This is a genomic window from Streptomyces sp. SAT1, from assembly GCF_001654495.1.
GTDB lineage: Bacteria > Actinomycetota > Actinomycetes > Streptomycetales > Streptomycetaceae > Streptomyces > Streptomyces andamanensis.
The window spans coordinates 5661873-5681696 of sequence record NZ_CP015849.1; the positions used below are offsets into that span (position 1 = coordinate 5661873).

A 19824-nucleotide genomic window follows, 5' to 3' on the forward strand; every position below is an offset into this window, starting at 1 on the left:
GCGGTCACTCCTGCTTCTTGCGCCGGGTGCCGAACACGATCTCGTCCCAGCTCGGGACGGCGGCCCGGCGGCCCGGCCGGACGCCGTCCGCCTCGGCCTGCCGGTCGGTCGCCCCGACGAGGCGGTCGCGGTGGCTGCCGACCGAGCGGGGCATGAGCACATCGGCGTAGGCGGACCCGGCACCGGCGGACGCGGCGGGCGCGGGCGGCTCCTCCACCTCCGGCTCCTGGTCGGGTTCCTGTGCGGGCTCCGGGGCGCGCTCGGGCACCACCATGTCGCCGCGGAAGCTCGGCACCGCCTCCAGCAGGCTGGTCAGCGAGTCGCGCTCACCGGAACCCTCCTCGGCGGCCGGCTCCAGCGCCTGCGCGGGCAGCGCGGGACGGTCCCGGTCGCGGTCCCGCTCCCGGTCGAGCGGGCGGTCGCGGGGCAGCCGGGCGATGCGCGGCACGAACGGGAAGCTGGGCTCGGGCGTGCCGAGGTCGTCGGACTCGCCGATCAGGGCGCGCGCCTCCGAGTCGACGGCCTGCACCAGGCGCCGCGGCGGGTCGTACGTCCAGCTCGCCGAGTGCGGTTCGCCCGCGACCCGGTAGACGAGCAGCACCTCCCAGGTGCCGTCGTCGCGGCGCCAGGAGTCCCACTGCACGGTGTCCTTCTCGGCGCCCCGCAGCAGCAGCCGCTCCTGCACGGCCTCGCCGAGCAGGGGGCCGGAGTTCTCGCCGGGGCGGCGGACCGGGGTCTTGCGGGCACGCTCGGCCATGAAGGCGCGCTCGGCGAGCACGGGGCCCTCGAAGCGGCGGACGCGGTCCACGGGGATGCCGGCGAGCTGGGCGACCTCTTCCGCGGTCGCTCCCGCTCTTATCCGCGCCTGGATGTCGCGGGGGCGGAGATGGCTCTCCACCTCGATCTCGATCTGGCCGAGGCGGGGACGGTCGCCGCGCACGGCGGCGCGGAGCCGTTCGTCGATCGGAAGCGTGTACTCCGTGCTGTCCGCAGCCTTCAGCACCAGCCGTGTGCCGTCATTGGAGACGGCCACGACACGCAGTTCGGGCATGGGGACCTCCCGGGTGGTGCCTGCCGACGTCACGTGCGTCGCTGCTTCCGCTAGTCGAGTGTGGCCTGCCCGGGTGCAGCCTGCCACAACCTTGCCGAGTTGCCCGGCGTGTCGGGCGCGGGCCCTGGATCGCCGTTATGGCACGGTTACCTGTTCACAACGCTCAGTGACCAACCGCGTCACCCTGTGCAACCAGCCCCCTCCCGGCGTTCCAGCAGGTCTCGGACGCCCCGGCGGGAGACCGGACCCAGGGCTCGCAACAGTACTCCATTCGGACCACGTGCGTGGATCGCCGCGCCGCCCAACTTCTGGCACCCGGTGGGACTTGGCCTCCCCTGACCCGTTTTCGCGATCATGAACGTGGCGTACTTCACGTAATCACCAGAAACGGAACTAAGGGTTTCGTCCGTACGTCCCTTTCTCGTGCAGTCGGCCGATCTCATCCCGAAGATTCGGTCGCGTACGGGAAAGGGAGGCAAGGTCCGGGTATGCGTGGAAGGCCGGAGAACGGTGGTCAGGCGGGCGCGGGGGAGGAGGCGCCGAGGCGGCGGATCGATCTGAGCGTGCCCCAGGTCGCGGGCAGCGCCGTGGCCGCGGTGGTGGCCGCGAAACTCGCCTCGTACGTCGGCGTCTACGGCACGATCCTCGGAGCCGGCCTGGTCAGCGTGGTCGCCACCTGCGGCGGCTCGGTCTTCCAGCACTTCTTCCGCCGCACCGGCGAGCAGATACGCACCGTGACCGTCCCGGTCCGGCCGGTGGTGGACGAGCCGTCCGGCACCGGCCCGCTCCCCGCCTGCCCGGTACCGGGCGAGTTCTCCGAGGGCACCGTCTACCGGGCCCGGGTCAAGAGCTGGAAGCGGCCGCTGGTCGCCGCCGCCCTGGTCTTCGGGGTCACCATGGGCGGCATCACCGCCTACGAGGCGCTCTCCGGCAGCAGCTTCAGCGGCGGCCACGGCACCACGGTCGGTGACGCCGTCACCGGCCGCCACCGCGGATCCTCCTCGCCCTCGGACGGCGGCACACCGGAGCCGTCCAGCTCCCCGGGCTCCCCGGGGAGCAGTACCGGAACGGGTGACGGCGGCACGCCCGGTGGTGACGGCGACTCGTCCGACGGCCCCGGCGGGGGTACGTCCGTGAGCCCGACGCCCACCCCCGGCGCGAGCACCGGCACCGGAAGCGGTGACTCGGGCGGCACGGACGGCACGAGCCCGGACCCGGGAAGCACCCCGGGCGAGGGCACGCGGGGCACCCCGGGCACCGGTGGCGGCACCACCCCGGCGCCCGGCGGCTCGGCTACCGCCCCAGCACCCGCCGCAGGTGGTCGTTCCGGAACCGCCGATCCGGATCGAGGCGGTCCCGCAGCGCCGTGAACTCGCCGAAGCGCGGATACACCCCGGAGAGGTACTCCGCGTCCCTGGTGTGGATCTTCCCCCAGTGCGGCCGGCCCTCGTGCGCGGTGAAGATGCGCTCGGCCTCGGTGAAGTACCGCTGGTAGGGGGTGCCCCGGAACATGTGGACCGCCACATAGGCGCTGTCCCGGCCGGACGCGGTGGACAGGGTGATGTCGTCGGCGGGCGCGGTGCGCACCTCCACCGGGAAGCTCACCCGCAGCCCGGAGCGGTCGACCATCGCCTTCAGCTCGCGCAGCGTGTCCGCGAGCGCCGCCCGCGGGACGGCGTACTCCATCTCCACGAAGCGCACCCGGCGCGGCGAGGTGAAGACCTTGTAGGGGATGTCGGTGTAGGTGCGCGCGGACAGCGCCCGGCTGGAGAGGCGGGCGATCCCGGGGACGGCGGCGGGCGCCGCGCGGCCCACCCAGTTGGCCACCTGGAAGAGGCCGTTGGACAGGAACTCGTCCTCGAACCAGCCCGCCAGCGGCCCCACCGGGGCCTCGGGGCCCGCGCTGCGGTTGTTGCGCTTGGTGTTGGTGCTGCCGGTGTGCGGGAACCAGTAGAACTCGAAGTGCTCGTTCTCCGCCCAGAGCTGGTCGAACTCGGCCAGCACCCGGTCCAGGGGCATCGGCTCCTCGCGGGCGGTCAGCAGGAAGACCGGCTCCACCGCGAAGGTGATCGCCGTGATGATGCCGAGCGCGCCGAGCCCCACCCGGGCCGCCGCGAAGACATCAGGGTTCTCCTTCTCGGAGCAGGCGAGCACCGAACCGTCCGCCGTGACCAGTTCCAGCCCCTTGATCTGGGCGGCGATGGAGGCCGACTCGCGGCCGGTGCCGTGGGTGCCGGTGCTGACCGCCCCGGACACCGTCTGCTCCATGATGTCGCCCATGTTGGTGAGGGACAGTCCCTCCCGGGCCAGGGCCAGATTGAGCCGCTTGAGCGGGGTGCCCGCCTCCACGGTGACCGTCGTGGCCTCGCGGTCGATGCCGCGGATGCCGGTCAGCAGCCGGGGGCGGACCAGCAGTCCGTCGGTGGCGGCGATGGCAGTGAAGGAGTGCCCGGTGCCGACCGCCTTCACCGGCAGCCCGTCCTCGGCGGCCCGGCGCACGGCGGCGGCCAGTTCCTCCACCGAGGCGGGCGTCACCTCCCGCGCCGGACGGGACCGGACGTTGCCGCCCCAGTTACGCCACATGCCGTTCTTCGCGCGCGCTGTGCTGCTCAACGGTGCCTCCCCGACCCGGTGCCGGCCTGCTCAGCCGGCGGTACCCGAGGAAACCGACCGCGACCGCGACGGCCCCGGCCACCGCCGGAACCCCGTACCCCGAACGCGCGCCGGCCGCGTCGATCACCCAGCCGGCCACCGACGAACCGAGCGCCACCCCCACCGCGAGCCCGGTGCTCACCCAGGTCATGCCCTCGGTCAGATGTGCGCGTGGTACGTGCTCTTCGACGAGGGCCATCGTCGTGATCATGGTGGGAGCGACGGACAGGCCCGCGACGAACAGCGCCACGGCCAGAAACGGCAGGTTTCCGACCAGTAGGAGGGGGATCATACTCACGGCCATCGTGCATATGCCCAGCAGCCAGCGGCGGGCGGGCGCCCCGGACGGGCGCAGCAGCCCGAAGAGCACACCCGCCGAGCACGACCCGGCCGCGTACAGGGCCAGCACCACGCTCGCCGCGCCCTTGTGGCCGCGCTCGTCGGCGAAGGCCACGGTGACCACGTCCACCGCGCCGAAGATCGACCCGGTCGCCACGAAGGTGGCCACCAGCACCTGGAGTCCGCGCGAGCGCAGCGCCGAACCGCCGCCGTGCTGCTCGCGCGGGTGCGGCGCGGGCTCGGTGGCCCGCTGCGAGGTGAGCCAGAAGACGCCCACCGCCAGGAAGCAGGCGGCCAGCAGCGGCCCCGCCTCCGGGAACCAGGCCGTGGAGAGCCCGATGGAGACGATCGGCCCGAAGATGAAGCAGACCTCGTCCACCACCGACTCGAACGAGTACGCGGTGTGCAGCTGCGGCGTCCCCCGGTACAGCGCCGCCCAGCGGGCCCGGACCATCGCGCCCAGCGAGGGCACCGAACCGATCCCGGCCGCGCACACGAACAGCGCCCAGTCCGGCCAGCCGAAGTACGCCGTCAGCAGCAGCCCGGCCGCCGCGGTCAGCGAGACCAGCGTCGCCGGGCGCAGCACCCGGCGCTGCCCGTGCCGGTCGACCAGGCGGGATATCTGTGGTCCGAGCACGGCGGCGGCCAGCGCGATGGTGGCCGACAGCGCGCCCGCGAGCCCGTAGCGCCCGGTGAGCTGGGAGACCATCGTGACCACGCCGATGCCCATCATCGACAGCGGCATCCGGCCGAGGAACCCCGCGGCGGAGAAGCCCTTGGAGCCGGGAGCGGCGAACAGGGCGCGGTAGGGGCTGGGCACGGGGTCTCCGGGTATCCGGTAAGGCGTGTAGGTGGTCGATACAGCTTACGGCCCCGCCGGCCTGAGACGCACCCGCTTATGCGGGTCGGAATCCGGGCCGGGGGTGCCAGGTGGCAGGATCGAGACATGTCAGACGCGCTGGATCCCACTCCGTACGACGCCCTGCTCCTGCTCTCCTTCGGCGGTCCGGAAGGGCCGGACGACGTGGTCCCGTTCCTGGAGAACGTGACGCGCGGGCGCGGCATCCCCAAGGAACGACTGAAGGAAGTGGGGCAGCACTACTTCCTGTTCGGCGGGGTCAGCCCCATCAACGACCAGAACCGCGCCCTGCTGGACGCCCTGCGCAAGGACTTCGCCGGGCACGGTCTGGACCTGCCGGTCTACTGGGGCAACCGCAACTGGGCGCCGTACCTGACCGACACGCTGCGGGAGATGGTCCACGACGGCCGCCGCCGCGTCCTGGTCCTGGCCACCAGCGCCTATGCCTCCTACTCGGGCTGCCGCCAGTACCGCGAGAACCTGGCGGACTCCCTGGCCGCCCTTGAGGCCGAGGGCCTGGAGCCGCCGAGGGTCGACAAGCTGCGGCACTACTTCAACCACCCCGGCTTCGTCGAACCCATGATCGACGGTGTGCTCGCCTCCCTCGACGACCTCCCCGAGGACGTCCGGGCCGGCGCCCACATCGCCTTCACCACCCACTCCATCCCGACCTCGGCCGCCGACACCTCGGGCCCCGCCGAGGAGCACGGCGACGGCGGCGCCTACGTCCGCGAGCACCTGGACGTGGCACGGCTGATCGCCGACGCGGTCCGCGAGCGCACCGGCGTCGACCACCCCTGGCAGCTCGTCTACCAGTCCCGCTCCGGCGCCCCGCACATCCCGTGGCTGGAGCCGGACATCTGCGACCACCTGGAGGAGCGGCACGCCGCCGGGGTGCCCGCCGTCGTCATGGCGCCCATCGGCTTCGTCTCCGACCACATGGAGGTCCTCTACGACCTCGACACTGAGGCCACCGCCAAGGCCGCCGAGCTGGGCCTGCCGGTGCGCCGCTCGGCCACCGTCGGCGCCGACCCGCGCTTCGCCGCCGCCGTGCGCGACCTGGTCCTGGAGCGGGCCGCCCGCGAGAGCGGCCGGGCGGTCGCCCCGTGCGCCCTGGGCGCGCTCGGCGCGAGCCACGACCTGTGCCCGGTGGGCTGCTGCCCGGCCCGCACCGCCCGCCCCGCCGCCGCGGGTGCCGACAGCCCGTACGCGTGAGGAACACCGTGACCGACGCCCTGCACACGGAACTGCTCCAGCTCGCCCTCCAGACCGCCGCCCGCGCCGGTGAGCTGCTCAAGGACGGCCGCCCCGCCGACCTCGGGGTGGCCGCCACCAAGTCCAGCCCGGTCGACGTCGTCACCGAGATGGACATCGCGGCCGAGAAGCTGATCACCGGCCTGATCGCCGACCGGCGCCCCGACGACGGCTTCCTCGGTGAGGAGGGCGCCGCCACCGAGGGCACCAGCGGCATCCGCTGGGTCATCGACCCGCTCGACGGCACCGTGAACTACCTCTACGGGCTGCCCTCCTGGGCCGTCTCCATCGCGGCCGAACAGGACGGCGAGACCCTGGTGGGCGTCGTCACCGCACCGATGCGCGCGGAGACCTTCCGCGCGGTGCGCGGCCGCGGCGCCTGGGCCACCGGGTCCTGGGCCGGGGAACGCCGGCTCACCTGCCGCCCGGACGCCCCGCTGGACCGGGCCCTGGTCTCCACCGGCTTCAACTACGTCACCGACGTCCGCCGCCACCAGGCCGAGGTCGCCGGGCGGCTGATCCCGCTGGTCCGCGACATCCGGCGGGCCGGCTCGGCCGCGCTCGACCTGTGCGACGTGGCCGCGGGCCGCCTCGACGGCTACTACGAGCGCGGACTGCACCCCTGGGACCACGCGGCCGGCGACCTGATCGCCCGGGAGGCGGGCGCCCTGACCGGCGGACGCCCCGGGCAGCGCGTCTCCGGCGAACTGGCCGTGGCCGCCACCCCCGGCGTGTTCGGGCCGCTCCAGGGCCATCTGGAGAACCTCGGCGCCTGGCACGACTGAGAACCCGGCCCCGCACAGCGGAACGGGACCCCGGCGCTGGATTCGCCGGGGTCCCGTTGCGCGTGCGGTCCGGTCAGACGCCGGACATGCCGACCTCCACACCGTGCTCGGCGGCGAGGCGGCGCAGGTCGTCGAGTTCGGCCAGCTCCACCTCGACGAGGAAGTCGTCGCCCTCGTCGCGGGCCCGCGTGAGGTCGGACTCGGTCGTCTTTATGCGCTGCAGAAGTCCTGCGGTGAATGCGTCCATGCTGCGCCCCCTCGTCCTGGGTCGTGGGTCGGTGGCACGGGGGTGTGCCGTCGGGAAGGGGCGATCACGTCTCCATCAGGTGCCCAGCGCTGCCCTGCCGGGCGGCGACCGTGCCGGACACCCACGCCCACTCTGCCGAAGCGGAACGCGGTGTACCGCATGGTGGTGCGGTACATGCAGAGCGTGATCGCGGGGTGTAAAGCCGTCCTCCCCCTGCTCCCTCCCGCGGAAACCTCAACACCCCGAGAAACTTCGCGATTCCCGCCCCGCGACCGCCTGTGCGTCCCGCCCCGGACCCGGCTTACAGCCGACTTATGGCCGAAAAGGGCAGGATGGAGGCACACACTCATGAAGACCCCTGCCCGCGTGTGCCCGGACGGTGCCGCGCGGGCGGACACAGGAAGGACATGCGACGTGCGCGTACTCGTCGTCGAGGACGAGCAGCTGCTCGCCGATGCGGTGGCCACCGGACTGCGCCGGGAGGCCATGGCCGTCGACGTCGTGTACGACGGCGCGGCCGCCCTGGAGCGCATCGGCGTCAACGACTACGACGTGGTCGTCCTGGACCGCGACCTCCCGCTGGTGCACGGCGACGACGTCTGCCGCCGGATCGTCGAGCTGGGCATGCCCACGCGCGTGCTGATGCTCACCGCCTCCGGCGATGTCAGCGACCGCGTCGAGGGCCTGGAGATCGGCGCCGACGACTATCTGCCCAAGCCTTTCGCGTTCAGCGAGCTGACGGCACGCGTGCGTGCCCTCGGCCGGCGCACCAGCGTGCCCCTGCCGCCCGTCCTGGAGCGCGCCGGGATCAAGCTCGACCCCAACCGCCGCGAGGTCTTCCGCGACGGCCGGGAGGTCCAGCTGGCGCCCAAGGAGTTCGCGGTGCTGGAGGTCCTGATGCGCAGCGAGGGCGCGGTCGTCTCGGCCGAGCAGCTCCTGGAGAAGGCCTGGGACGAGAACACCGACCCGTTCACCAACGTGGTCCGGGTCACGGTGATGACCCTGCGCCGCAAGCTGGGCGAACCCCCGGTGATCGTCACCGTGCCCGGCTCCGGCTACCGGATCTGATCCGCCGTGGCCGCGACGCCCGCGCCGCCCCAGGCGCCTCCCAAGCCCACCTGGGACCCCCGGCGCCCCGAGCCGCCCTTCCCGTGGCTGCGCCCCACCATCCGGATACGGCTCACCCTGCTGTACGGCGGCATGTTCCTGATCGCCGGGATCCTGCTGCTGTCGATCATCTACCTGCTCGCCGCCAACGCGCTGAACGTGGGCAGCAAGCTGCCGTTCGAGATCGTCTCCGGGGGCGTCTCCAGCAACACGTGCAACCTCCCGTCCTCGGCTCCGGCCGGGGAGATCATGCGCGCCCTGAACGACTGCGTGAACCTCCAGCGCGAGCACGCCCTGAACGACCTGCTCAGCCGTTCGCTGCTGGCCCTGCTCGGACTCGCCGTGATCGCCTTCGCCTTCGGCTACGCCATGGCCGGCCGGGTGCTGGCCCCGCTGGGCCGGATCACCCGCACCGCGCGCGCGGTGGCCGGCTCCGACCTGTCCCGGCGGATCGAGCTGGACGGCCCCGACGACGAGCTGAAGGAGCTGGCCGACACCTTCGACGACATGCTGGAGCGGCTCCAGCGGGCCTTCACCGCCCAGCAGCGCTTCGTGGGCAACGCCTCGCACGAGCTGCGCACCCCGCTCGCGATCAACCGCACCCTCCTGGAGGTGCACCTCTCCGACCCCGGGGCGCCCGTGGAGCTCCAGCAGCTCGGCAAGACGCTGCTGGCCACCAACGAGCGCAGCGAGCAGCTCGTGGAGGGCCTGCTGCTGCTCGCGCGCAGCGACAACCAGATCGTCGAGCGCAAGCCGGTGGACCTGGCCGAGGTCGCCTCCCGCGCGATCGACCAGGTGCACGCGGAGGCCGAGGACAGGGGCGTGGAGCTGCGCGGTGAGTGCAAGCCCGCCGTCGTCCAGGGCAACGGCGTCCTGCTGGAGCGGATCGCGCTGAACCTGGTGCAGAACGCGGTGCGGTACAACGTGGCCGAGGACGGCTGGGTGGAGGTCACCACCGATGTGCGGCACGGCCAGGCCGTCCTGGTCGTCACCAACACCGGACCGGTCGTCCCGGCCTACGAGGTGGACAACATCTTCGAGCCGTTCCGGCGGCTGCGCACCGAGCGCACCGGCAGCGACAAGGGCGTCGGCCTCGGCCTGTCCATCGTGCGCTCGGTGGCACGGGCGCACGGCGGGCACATCGCGGCCCAGCCGCGCGAGGGCGGCGGCCTCGTGATGCGTGTCACCCTGCCGGTCTGAGATCATGACCTCCGCACGGAGGATGTTCGCTTTGCGCGGAATTTCCGGAGGCTCTCACCGACCTCTTGCTGTGTGATCGATCACATGGGCGGATTTCCGGCCACCTACCGTCAGTGATCATGAAGCCTGGTGAAAAGTCCGGAAAGTCCGGGTTTTCAGGGGTCCTGATCACGGGAAGTACACGGTGAGACCGCTTTGAAGTGCGGCATTAGGACCGTGTACGGTCCCCATCGCCATCCAAGCCGATCACTCTTGAGGAGTCCGGTTGGGTGTCGATTGAGTAACAGACCTTGATGTGAGGCAAAATCTCCGCCTCAGGTCGGGCACAAGTCCGGCCTCTCACGCGTTACGTGCGCTGGAGACACCGCAGACACCCAGAGGGGGAGAGCGACACATGGCAACCGATTACGACACTCCACGCAAGACCGACGACGACGTCGACTCGGACAGCCTGGAAGAGCTGAAGGCCAGGCGGAACGACAAGTCGACCTCCGCTGTGGACGTCGACGAGTTCGAGGCCGCCGAAGGCCTCGAACTGCCCGGCGCCGACCTGTCCAACGAGGAACTGGCCGTCCGGGTGCTGCCCAAGCAGCAGGACGAGTTCACCTGCATGAGCTGCTTCCTGGTGCACCACCGCAGTCAGCTGGCCCGGGAGAAGAACGGTCAGCCGATCTGCCGCGACTGCGACTGAGGCAGGGTCGGCCGTGACCGGCTCGACCCCTCCTTGGAAGCGCCGCTTCTCCCACGGGGGAGCGGACCCGGAGCCGTCCGACGGCTCCCACGGCGCGCGTGACCACGAGCGAGGCCCATCCCGTCCGTCCGACCGGACAGATGCGACAGCATCGACGGGATCGGCCTCGCTCGCGCAGGTGTCCGGACGTGATGACCGGACCGCCCCCGAGGCACGGCCCGCGCCGCTCGCCCGCCGCCGTATCGCGGTGCTCCGCGACCGGGCAGGCGAGGCCGCGAGGAACGGCGTCCGCAAGAGCGGCAGCCGGGCCAGAGCGGCACTGTCCCACCTGGCCGACCGGATCATCGCCCTCGCCCCCCGCGTCCCGGTCCGCGACCTCGACACACTCCGCAGACAGTTCCCCGGCCTCGGACCCGAGGAACTGGCGGACAAGCTCGTCGTGGGCGCCGCCCACGCGACCTCCACCGTGGGCGCCGGCATCGGCGCGGCCGCGATGCTCCCCGTACCGCCCGCCATGCCGACCGAACTGGCCGCGGAGATCACCGGCGTCGCCGCGATCGAGCTCAAGCTGATCGCCGAACTCCACGAGGTCTACGGCGTACGGCCGCCCGGCGGGCTCGCCGTCCGCAGCACCGCCTACCTGTCCTCCTGGTCGGGGGAGCGCGGCATCGACGTCACCAAGCCGTCCACCCTCGACTCGGCCCTCGGCGGCCAGATGAAGCGGCAGCTGCGCCAGCAGATCATGAAACGCATGGTCCGCGACCTGCCGAACCTGATGCCCTTCCTGGTCGGTGCCGCCGTCGGCGCCGTCATCAACCGGCGCGACACCAAGAGACTCGCGGCCCTCGTCCGCGCCGATCTGCGCAAGATCCAGGTCCCCTGGGACCGGCTGCCCGCCCTGCCGCCCCTGGACGCCCCCGAGGGTCCCCTCCCGATGGACGAAGGCCCGGGGCAGCGGCAGCCCTGAACGCGCCTCTGCGGCACGGAGAGCGCGGCACCGGCAGGGAACCCCGCCGCGGGCAGGCGGGAAAGCACGGAGAACGGCCTCGTACGCCCCCTGGGGCCCGCCCCGGCCCCGTACGGCCCGCAGCCGTTCCAGGCGCCCCAGGGCCGCGCCAAGACGCGCAGGGCGGCCCTACAGGCGCGATCGCCCCCCCCGGGCACGCCCCTCGCGCGCTATGCGGCCGTCGTCCCCCCGGCCTCCGCCCCGGACGCGGCCGTCCTGGCCGCCCTCAGGGCCTCCGCCAGCAGCCGCGGCTCCCGCGTCGACAGATACAGGTAGGGCGTCGGGTCCTCCGGGTCGGTGACCTCCACCCGCAGCGCCGTGGGAATGTAGGCGCGCAGCAGCAGGAACGCCCGGGTGTCCGCCTTGTACGTGCGCCAGGCACGCGCCTCCTCGGCGTCCAGGATCTCCGCCTCGCCCAGGGCCGTGACCGGCACCTTCGCCTCGCCCGCGATCAGCGAGCCGCCCACGACCCGGATGCGCACCGAACCGTAGGAACTGGCCACCACCGCCGCGACCGCGGTGCCGCCGACCAGGCCGCCGAGCAGCGGCAGGGTGCCGAACGGAAGCAGGATCAGGGCGCACGAGACACCGATCAGGAAGCTGATCAGCCACCAGGAGCGGGGCGCGGTGAGGCGTTCTTCGTACGGCTGGGCGGAGAGCTGCATGAAACCAAGCTTGGCACGGTGCCCTGCCGACGCCGACGCGCGGGTAAGGTCTGCGCCTGTGAGTGGTAGTTCCGCAGCCCTTCAGCCCCCCGCCGACGCGGTGAAACCCGTACGGCATCCCGACGCCCCCGCGCCCGGGGAACTCCTCGGCGCGCACTACGGCGGGTGTTTCGGATGCGGCGGCGACCAGCCGCACGGACTGCACCTGGAGGCACGCGCCGGGGAGGGTGTCCGCATCACGGCCGAGTTCACCGTGCAGGCGGCCCACCAGGGCGCCCCCGGCCTCGCGCACGGCGGTGTCCTCGCGACCGCCCTGGACGAGACCCTCGGCTCGCTGAACTGGCTGCTGCGGACCGTCGCCGTGACCGGACGCCTGGAGACGGACTTCCTGCGGCCCGTCCCGGTCGGCACGACGCTCCACCTGGAGGCCGAGGTCGTCGCGGTGGCCGGCCGGAAGATCTACTCGACGGCCACCGGCCGGGTCGGCGGCCCGGACGGGCCCGTCGCCGTCCGCGCCGACGCCCTGTTCGTCGAGGTCAAGATCGACCACTTCGCGCAGCACGGCCGCCCGCAGGAGATCCGGGCCGCCATGGAGGACCCCGACCAGATGCGCCGTGCCCGTGCCTTCGAGGTGAACCCGTGAACCGGCCGACGCCCCCCGCGCACCCCGCCGGCCGCGCGCCCCTGGACGTGCTGATCCGCCGGGTCGACCCCGACGTACCGCTGCCGGCGTACGCGCAGCCGGGCGACGCGGGTGCCGATCTGCGCACCACGGCCCCCCGCGAACTGGCCCCCGGCGAGCGGGCCGTTCTGCCCACGGGAGTGTCCATCGCCCTCCCCGAGGGGTACGCGGCCTTCGTGCACCCCCGGTCCGGCCTGGCCGCCCGGTGCGGTGTCGCCCTGGTGAATGCCCCAGGGACGGTTGATGCCGGGTACCGTGGGGAGATCAAGGTGATCGTGGTGAATCTCGACCCGCGCGAGTCCGTGCGGTTCGAGCGCTTCGACCGGATCGCCCAACTGGTCGTCCAGCAGGTCGAGAGGGTCCGCTTCCGGGAGGTGGCGGAACTTCCCGGCTCGGCGCGGGCCGAGGGGGGCTTCGGGTCCACCGGTGGCCATGCCTCGGTGGGCGGTGAGAGCGGCACAAGCGGCCGGGCTGCCAGAAGCGGCCCGGCGGGTGGGAATCGATACGCTTCGGTCGTATCCGACCGGGAAGGACAGTGACGTGTTCGGACGTCGCAAGAAGAAGGGTGCCGCCGAGGACGCGGCCGGCGAGGCCGAGCAGGTCGTCGACAGCGTCGGCACCGAGGCGGACGAAGAGGAAGAGACCGAGCGCGAGCGGGTGCGGCTCGAACCCGAGCCCCGCCCCGACGGCCCCTGGGACAGCTCCGAGGTGAGCGACCCGGACGAGGGCCGGGTGGACCTGGGCGGTCTGTTCGTGCCCGGCGTGGACGGCATGGAGCTGCGGGTCGAGGTCGCGGGCGACGCGATCGTCGCGGCGACCGTCGTCCTGGGGGACAGCGCGGTCCAGCTGCAGGCCTTCGCCGCACCCAAGCGCGAGGGCATCTGGGGCGAGGTGCGCGAGGAGATCGCCACCGGCATCACCCAGCAGGGCGGCATCGTCGACGAGACCGAGGGCCCGCTCGGCTGGGAGCTGCGCGCCCAGGTCCCGGTGCAGCTGCCGGACGGCACGGGCGGCTTCCAGGTCGTGCGGTTCGTCGGTGTGGACGGCCCCCGCTGGTTCCTGCGCGGGGTGATCTCCGGGCAGGGCGCGGTGCAGCCGCAGGCCGCCGGACTGCTGGAGCAGATCTTCCGGGACACGGTCGTGGTCCGCGGCGAGGGCCCGATGGCGCCCCGCGACCCGATCGTGCTGAAGCTGCCCAACGACGCCCAGATGGTCCCCGAGGGCGTCCAGCAGGACGAGGGCCAGTCCCGCTTCTCCGGCGGCATGGGCCAGCTCCAGCGCGGCCCGGAGATCACCGAGGTCCGCTAGCCACGTCCAGCCACGTCCCCCGCGAGATCGCGGGACACCGAGGGCCGCACCCCGCCGGGTGCGGCCCTTTGCGGCCCTTTCCGCGCCTGCGGTCTCCCGTGCTTTCGCACCCGCGGTCTCCCGCGCGCCCGTGAGCACCGGATTCGCGGCCCGGGAAAACCCGTAACGGCGGCCCGGGAAAACCCGTAACGAACGGAAACCAATACGGGACGCCGTCCGTTCAGGGATTGATCGGGACGGCCGCCGCTCGTGATACTGGCGCACGGTCCACGGGGGAGCACAGCGGGGAGGGCACATGAGCCAGGTCGCCACCGACACGATGGTGCGCGTGGAGGACGTCCACAAGTCGTACGGGCAGGACGCCGCCGCGGTGCACGCCCTGCGCGGAGTCTCCTTCGAGGTGCCGCGCGGCGAACTCGTCGCGCTCAAGGGCCGTTCCGGCTCCGGCAAGACCACCCTGCTCAACATCGTGGGCGGCCTCGACGCACCGGACCGCGGCCGGGTCCACGTCGATGGCCGCGACCTCTCCGAGCTGGGCGAGGACGGCGTGCTCGCGCTGCGCCGGGACCGCGTCGGCTTCGTCTTCCAGTCCTTCGGCCTCATCCCCATCCTCACGGCCGCGGAGAACGTGGGCGTGCCCCTGCGGATGCGCCGCGCCGACCCGCGCGAGCGCGAGGAGCGCGTGGAGCTGCTGCTCTCTCTCGTCGGCCTCGCCGACCACGCCGGGCAGCGGCCCGGCGAGCTCTCCGGCGGCCAGCAGCAGCGCGTCGCCATCGCCCGCGCCCTGGCCAACGACCCCGCGCTGCTCATCGCCGACGAGCCGACCGGCCAGCTCGACGCGGAGACCGGCCTCGCCGTGATGGAGCTGCTGCGCGCCGTCGTGCACAGCCAGCAGGTCACCGCCCTGGTCGCCACCCACGACCTCACCCTCCTCGACCTGGCCGACCGGGTCCTGGAACTGCGCGACGGCGAGATAGTCGAGCACTGAGCCGACCGGCCTCCCCGCCGCCCGCCCCCCACCCCATCGCACGCCTTACTCAACGTCACCACCGCCTCCGCCGACAGCCCCCTGCCCCGCCCGCACCAGGCCCCGCTCCCCGCGGGCTTCGCCCAGGTCGCGTCAGAGTTGCGTCAAGGACCGTCCCGGGCCGCCGCCCGGATCCTCCTGCCGCGATTTCTGGCCGTAAGGTCGACGCAGCGTGCACGGTGTGACAGGAAGACAATGAGGTCATGGGACGCGGCAAGCTTCGGATCTACCTCGGTGCGGCACCGGGCGTCGGCAAGACCTACGCGATGCTGGCCGAGGCGCACCGCCGGGTGGAGCGGGGCACCGACTGCGTCGTCGCGTTCGTGGAGCACCACGGCCGGCCGCGCACCGAGGTGATGCTGCACGGCCTGGAACAGGTGCCGCGCCGGACGCTGGAGCACCGCGGATCCGCCTTCACCGAGATGGACGTCGACGCGGTGCTGCGCCGCGCCCCCGCCGTCGCACTGGTGGACGAACTGGCCCACACCAACGTCCCCGGCTCCCGCAACGCCAAGCGCTGGCAGGACGTGGAGGAACTGCTCGCCGCCGGCGTCGACGTGGTCTCGACCGTCAACATCCAGCACCTGGAGTCACTCGGCGACGTCGTCGAGTCGATCACCGGAGTGCGCCAGCGCGAGACCGTCCCCGACGAGGTGGTGCGCCGCGCCGACCAGATCGAACTGGTCGACATGTCGCCGGAGGCGCTGCGCCGCCGGATGGCGCACGGCAACATCTACCAGCCCGACAAGGTCGACGCGGCCCTGTCCAACTACTTCCGCCCCGGCAACCTCACCGCCCTGCGCGAGCTGGCCCTGCTCTGGGTGGCCGACCGGGTCGACGAGTACCTCCAGCAGTACCGCAGCGAGCACCGCGTCTCCAAGATCTGGGGCTCGCGCGAGCGGATCGTGGTGGGCCTGACCGGCGGTCCCGAGGGGCGCACCCTGATCCGCCGCGCCGCCCGGCTGGCCGAGAAGGGCGCGGGCGGCGAGGTGATGGCCGTCTACATCGCCCGCAGCGACGGACTCACCGGCGCCTCCCCGAAGGAGCTGGCCGTCCAGCGCACCCTCGTGGAGGACCTGGGCGGCACCTTCCACCACGTCGTCGGCGACGACATACCGGCCGCCCTGCTCGACTTCGCGCGCGGGGTCAACGCCACCCAGATCGTGCTGGGCTCCTCCCGCCGCAAGACCTGGCAGTACGTCTTCGGTCCCGGCGTCGGCGCCACGGTGGCCCGCGAGTCCGGCCCCGACCTCGACGTGCACATCGTCACCCACGGCCAGATCGCCAAGGGCCGCGGCCTGCCCGTGGCCAGGGGCGCCCGGCTCGGCCGCGCCCGGATCGCCTGGGGCTGGGTGATGGCGCTGGCCGGCCCGGTGGCCCTCGCGCTGCTGCTCAGCACCGTGGACCTGGGCCTGGCCAACGACATGCTGCTCTTCCTCGCCCTGACGGTGGCCGCGGCCCTGCTGGGCGGCCTGCTGCCCGCGCTCGGCTCCGCGGCCCTCGGCTCCTTCCTGCTGAACTACTTCTACACACCGCCGCTGCACCGGCTGACCATCGCCGACCCCAAGAACATCGTCGCCATAGCGATCTTCGTCGGCGTCGCCGTCTCCGTCGCCTCGGTGGTCGACCTGGCCGCCCGCCGCACCCACCAGGCGGCCCGGCTGCGCGCCGAGGCCGAGATACTGTCCTTCCTCGCGGGCAGCGTCCTGCGCGGCGAGACCAGCCTGGAGGCAGTGCTCGAACGGGTGCGCGAGACCTTCGGCATGGAGTCCGTGGCACTCCTCGAACGCAGGAGCGACGTCGACCCCTGGACGTGCGCCGGCCGGGTCGGCACCGACCGGCCGCTCCAGCGCCCCGAGGACGCGGACGTGGACATGCCGGTCGGGGACCACATGGCGCTGGCGCTGACCGGGCGCGTCCTGCCCGCCTCCGACCGCCGGGTGCTCGCCGCCTTCGCCGCCCAGGCCGTCGTCGTCCTGGACCGCCGCCGGCTCCAGGAGGAGGCCGACCAGGCCCGCGCCCTGGCCGAGGGCAACCGCATCCGCACCGCGCTGCTGGCCGCCGTCAGCCACGACCTGCGCACCCCCCTCGCCGGGATCAAGGCCGCCGTCTCCTCGCTGCGCTCCGAGGACGTCGAGTGGTCCGAGGAGGACCGGGCCGAACTCCTCGAAGGCATCGAGGAGGGCTCCGACCGGCTCGACCACCTCGTGGGCAACCTGCTGGACATGTCCCGCCTCCAGACCGGCACCGTCACCACCCTCATCCGCGAGATCGACCTCGACGAGGTGGTGCCGATGGCGCTGGGCGGAGTGCCCGAGGACAGCGTCGACCTGGACGTCCCCGAGACGCTGCCGATGGTCGCCGTGGACGCCGGGCTGCTGGAACGCGCCATGGCCAACATCGTCGAGAACGCCGTGAAGTACAGCCCGGCCCACACCCCGGTCCTGGTGTCGGCCAGCGCGATCGCCGACCGCGTCGAGGTGCGGGTCGTCGACCGCGGCCCCGGCGTGCCCGACGAGGCGAAGGACCGTATCTTCGAGCCCTTCCAGCGGCACGGCGACGCCCCGCGCGGCGCGGGTGTCGGCCTCGGCCTCGCGGTGGCCCGCGGCTTCGCCGAGTCCATGGGCGGCACGCTCGCCGCCGAGGACACCCCCGGCGGCGGCCTCACCATGGTCCTCAGCCTGCGCGCGGCGACGGCCCGCGCCGCGCCGGAGCACACCGAGCCGCCCCCGCCCGGCACCGGCACCGGCACCGGACCAGGATCCGGGCCCGGCACCGGATCCGGCCCGCCGGACCCCCGACCGCGCCGCACCGAACGGGCGCACGGCGCCGACAGCCCCGTACCCCCGGGCTCAGTACACCCAGAAAGGCAGGTTTCATGACCAGGGTGCTGGTGGTCGACGACGAACCGCAGATCGTGCGGGCCCTCGTGATCAACCTCAAGGCACGCAAGTACGAGGTCGACGCCGCGCCCGACGGCCGTACCGCACTCGACCTCGCCGCCTCCCGCCACCCCGACGTGGTCGTCCTCGACCTGGGCCTGCCCGACATGGACGGCGTCGAGGTGATCAGGGGCCTGCGCGGCTGGACCCGGGTGCCGATCCTGGTGCTGTCCGCCCGGCACTCCTCCGACGAGAAGGTCGAGGCGCTGGACGCGGGCGCCGACGACTATGTCACCAAGCCCTTCGGCATGGACGAGTTGCTGGCCCGGCTGCGCGCCGCCGTCCGCCGGGCCGAGCCCGTGGGCGGGGGCGAGGACGACGTCACCACCGTGGAGACCGCGCAGTTCACCGTCGACCTCGCCGCGAAGAAGGTCAACCGGGGCGGCAAGGACGTGCGGCTGACCCCGACCGAGTGGCACCTGCTGGAGGTGCTGGTGCGCAACACCGGCCGCCTGGTCAGCCAGAAGCAGCTGCTCCAGGAGGTGTGGGGGCCGTCGTACGGCACCGAGACGAACTACCTGCGCGTCTACATGGCCCAGCTGCGCCGCAAGCTGGAGGCCGACCCCTCGCACCCCGCGCACTTCCTCACCGAGCCGGGCATGGGCTACCGCTTCGAGAAGTGAGCGCGGTTACGGTCCTGTCGGTCCACCCCGGTACCCTTCAGACATGAGTGCCGTTCCCCGATCCGAGAAGCCCGCGGGCCGGTTCCGGCGCATGCTCGACCGGCTCTCCTCCTCGCAGGAGGACCTGGAGTCCGAGGAGCTGCGCGAGGACACCGAGACCGCCGGCTGCACCCGCATCGGTGACTGCCACGACCGCCAGGTCGTCACGGTTACTGGTACCTTGCGCACGGTCACCCTGCGCCCGCGTGCCGGAGTCCCCGCCCTGGAGGCGGAGCTGTTCGACGGTTCCGCCGCCCTGGACGTGGTGTGGCTCGGCCGGCGTTCCATCGTGGGTATAGAACCGGGGCGCAAGCTGATCGCATCGGGCCGGATCTCCATGAGCCGGGGCCGCCGGGTGCTGTTCAACCCCAAGTACGAACTGCGACCCCTCGGACGGGAGTAGCCCGTGACGTCACTCGACAAGCCGACCGAAGAGACGACCGCCGCCGACGACTCGAGGGCGGTGACGGAGGCCGCGCTGTTCGAGGCGTTCGGCGGGGTCCGGGGCATGGTGGAGACCGTGCTGCCCGGCCTGCTCTTCGTCAGCATCTTCACCGTCAACAAGGACCTGCACTGGTCGGCCGTCGCCGCCCTCGCGGTCTCCGTGGTGCTGGTCGCCGTCCGGCTGGTGATGCGGGACACCGTCAAGCACGCCTTCAGCGGCGTCTTCGGCGTGGTCTTCGGTGTCGTCTTCGCGATGATGACCGGCAACGCCAAGGACTTCTACCTGCCGGGCATGCTCTACACCCTCGGGCTGAGCCTCGCCTACATCGTCACCGCGCTGGCCGGTGTGCCGCTGATCGGACTGATCCTCGGCCCGGTCTTCAAGGAGAACCTCTCCTGGCGCACCCGCAACCCCGGCCGCAAGAAGGCGTACACCAAGGCGAGCTGGGCCTGGGGCCTGATCCTGCTCGCCAAGTGCGCGATCCTCTTCCCGCTGTACTGGTGGGCCGACACCACCCAGCTCGGCTGGATCCTGGTCGCCCTGAAGATCCCGCCGTTCCTGCTGGCGGTCTGGCTGACCTGGGTTTTCCTGGCGAAGGCGCCCGCGCCCATCGACGTGTTCGCGGAGATGGAGGCGGAGGAGCAGGCCGAGAAGGCCGAGGAAGCCGAGAAAGCCGAGAAAAAGGCCGAGGAGGAGCGCGGGGCCGCCCTGGCGGCCGAGACGGCGGGCCCCGAGGGCGACACGTCCCCGGCGGCGGGCCGCCACCGCCGAGGCGCGTAGCACCCGGCTCCGCAGCGGACGGATCCTCCTGTACGTCGGTGGGGGTGGTACGTCGGTGGGGGCGCCCGGAGATCTCCGGGCGCCCCCACCGACGTACCACCGCTCACGCGGGACGGCCGACA

At 72.7% G+C, this 19824-nt stretch carries 20 protein-coding genes; 15 read left to right on the forward strand and 5 right to left on the reverse strand.

Features of this window, described 5'->3' with window-relative positions; genetic code table 11:
• Positions 1 to 4 precede the first annotated feature (4 nt).
• Positions 5 to 1051 carry a septation protein SepH gene (gene sepH / locus A8713_RS24340; protein WP_064535699.1) on the reverse strand — a complete coding sequence of 349 codons (1047 nt, stop codon included), beginning with the start codon at positions 1049 to 1051 and terminating at the stop codon, positions 5 to 7.
• 488 nt (positions 1052 to 1539) lie between these two features.
• Here sepH and A8713_RS24345 point away from each other — a divergent pair, with 488 nt between their 5' ends.
• Positions 1540 to 2421 carry a hypothetical protein gene (locus A8713_RS24345; RefSeq protein WP_064535700.1) on the forward strand — a complete coding sequence of 294 codons (882 nt, stop codon included), beginning with the start codon at positions 1540 to 1542 and terminating at the stop codon, positions 2419 to 2421.
• On the opposite strand, the gene A8713_RS24350 is transcribed toward A8713_RS24345, so the two are convergent.
• On the reverse strand, positions 2345 to 3664 hold the full coding sequence (locus A8713_RS24350) for a D-arabinono-1,4-lactone oxidase (RefSeq protein ID WP_064535701.1): 1320 nt from the start codon (positions 3662 to 3664) through the stop codon (positions 2345 to 2347). The genes A8713_RS24345 and A8713_RS24350 overlap by 77 nt on opposite strands.
• Positions 3624 to 4862, reverse strand: a complete 1239-nt coding sequence (locus A8713_RS24355; protein ID WP_064535702.1) for an MFS transporter — start codon at positions 4860 to 4862, stop codon at positions 3624 to 3626. The genes A8713_RS24350 and A8713_RS24355 overlap by 41 nt, the downstream gene beginning before the upstream one ends.
• Positions 4863 to 4988: 126 nt before the next feature.
• On the opposite strand from A8713_RS24355, the gene A8713_RS24360 reads away from it, so the two are divergent.
• Both A8713_RS24360 and A8713_RS24365 read left to right on the forward strand, forming a co-directional pair.
• Complete coding sequence (locus A8713_RS24360) at positions 4989 to 6116, forward strand: ferrochelatase (RefSeq protein WP_064535703.1); 1128 nt, start codon at positions 4989 to 4991, stop codon at positions 6114 to 6116.
• 8 nt (positions 6117 to 6124) lie between these two features.
• A complete protein-coding gene (locus tag A8713_RS24365) occupies positions 6125 to 6940 on the forward strand; it encodes an inositol monophosphatase family protein (protein ID WP_064537687.1) in 816 nt (271 codons plus the stop codon).
• 73 nt (positions 6941 to 7013) lie between these two features.
• Here the strand turns inward: A8713_RS24365 and A8713_RS33870 are convergent, their stop codons facing one another.
• On the reverse strand, positions 7014 to 7187 hold the full coding sequence (locus A8713_RS33870; RefSeq protein ID WP_018564590.1) for a hypothetical protein: 174 nt from the start codon (positions 7185 to 7187) through the stop codon (positions 7014 to 7016).
• A gap of 414 nt (positions 7188 to 7601) precedes the next feature.
• Here A8713_RS33870 and A8713_RS24370 point away from each other — a divergent pair, with 414 nt between their 5' ends.
• The 4 genes from A8713_RS24370 (at position 7602) to A8713_RS24385 (ending at position 11152) form a co-directional block, all read left to right on the forward strand.
• A complete protein-coding gene (locus A8713_RS24370) occupies positions 7602 to 8255 on the forward strand; it encodes a response regulator transcription factor (RefSeq protein ID WP_018564589.1) in 654 nt (217 codons plus the stop codon).
• A 6-nt stretch (positions 8256 to 8261) separates the two neighbouring features.
• A complete protein-coding gene (locus tag A8713_RS24375) occupies positions 8262 to 9494 on the forward strand; it encodes a sensor histidine kinase (protein WP_064535704.1) in 1233 nt (410 codons plus the stop codon).
• Between the two features lie 394 nt (positions 9495 to 9888).
• A complete protein-coding gene (locus tag A8713_RS24380; protein ID WP_005481602.1) occupies positions 9889 to 10185 on the forward strand; it encodes a DUF4193 domain-containing protein in 297 nt (98 codons plus the stop codon).
• A gap of 13 nt (positions 10186 to 10198) precedes the next feature.
• On the forward strand, positions 10199 to 11152 hold the full coding sequence (locus tag A8713_RS24385; RefSeq protein ID WP_079159115.1) for a hypothetical protein: 954 nt from the start codon (positions 10199 to 10201) through the stop codon (positions 11150 to 11152).
• 209 nt (positions 11153 to 11361) lie between these two features.
• Here A8713_RS24385 and A8713_RS24390 read toward each other — a convergent pair whose 3' ends face one another.
• Positions 11362 to 11856 carry a DUF3093 domain-containing protein gene (locus tag A8713_RS24390; RefSeq protein ID WP_064535706.1) on the reverse strand — a complete coding sequence of 165 codons (495 nt, stop codon included), beginning with the start codon at positions 11854 to 11856 and terminating at the stop codon, positions 11362 to 11364.
• 58 nt (positions 11857 to 11914) lie between these two features.
• On the opposite strand from A8713_RS24390, the gene A8713_RS24395 reads away from it, so the two are divergent.
• The 8 genes from A8713_RS24395 (at position 11915) to A8713_RS24430 (ending at position 19702) form a co-directional block, all read left to right on the forward strand.
• Positions 11915 to 12499 (forward strand): PaaI family thioesterase, encoded by a 585-nt coding sequence (locus tag A8713_RS24395; RefSeq protein WP_026251991.1) that lies wholly within the window; start codon positions 11915 to 11917, stop codon positions 12497 to 12499.
• Positions 12496 to 13077: a dUTP diphosphatase gene (gene dut / locus A8713_RS24400; RefSeq protein WP_064535707.1), complete on the forward strand. Its 582-nt coding sequence runs from the start codon at positions 12496 to 12498 to the stop codon at positions 13075 to 13077. Before A8713_RS24395 ends, dut begins: the two co-directional genes overlap by 4 nt.
• Position 13078: 1 nt before the next feature.
• Entirely contained in the window at positions 13079 to 13846 is a 768-nt protein-coding gene (locus tag A8713_RS24405; protein WP_064535708.1) for a DUF3710 domain-containing protein, read from the forward strand.
• A 295-nt stretch (positions 13847 to 14141) separates the two neighbouring features.
• Positions 14142 to 14834 (forward strand): ABC transporter ATP-binding protein, encoded by a 693-nt coding sequence (locus A8713_RS24410; protein WP_064535709.1) that lies wholly within the window; start codon positions 14142 to 14144, stop codon positions 14832 to 14834.
• 242 nt (positions 14835 to 15076) lie between these two features.
• Positions 15077 to 17755: a sensor histidine kinase gene (locus tag A8713_RS24415; protein WP_064535710.1), complete on the forward strand. Its 2679-nt coding sequence runs from the start codon at positions 15077 to 15079 to the stop codon at positions 17753 to 17755.
• A complete protein-coding gene (locus A8713_RS24420) occupies positions 17752 to 18438 on the forward strand; it encodes a response regulator (RefSeq protein WP_018564580.1) in 687 nt (228 codons plus the stop codon). The genes A8713_RS24415 and A8713_RS24420 overlap by 4 nt, the downstream gene beginning before the upstream one ends.
• A 43-nt stretch (positions 18439 to 18481) precedes the next feature.
• Positions 18482 to 18880 (forward strand): OB-fold nucleic acid binding domain-containing protein, encoded by a 399-nt coding sequence (locus A8713_RS24425; protein ID WP_078509722.1) that lies wholly within the window; start codon positions 18482 to 18484, stop codon positions 18878 to 18880.
• Positions 18881 to 18883: 3 nt separating this feature from the next.
• Positions 18884 to 19702, forward strand: coding sequence for a DUF3159 domain-containing protein (locus tag A8713_RS24430; protein WP_064535711.1), 819 nt, complete (start codon positions 18884 to 18886; stop codon positions 19700 to 19702).
• Positions 19703 to 19824 lie beyond the last annotated feature (122 nt).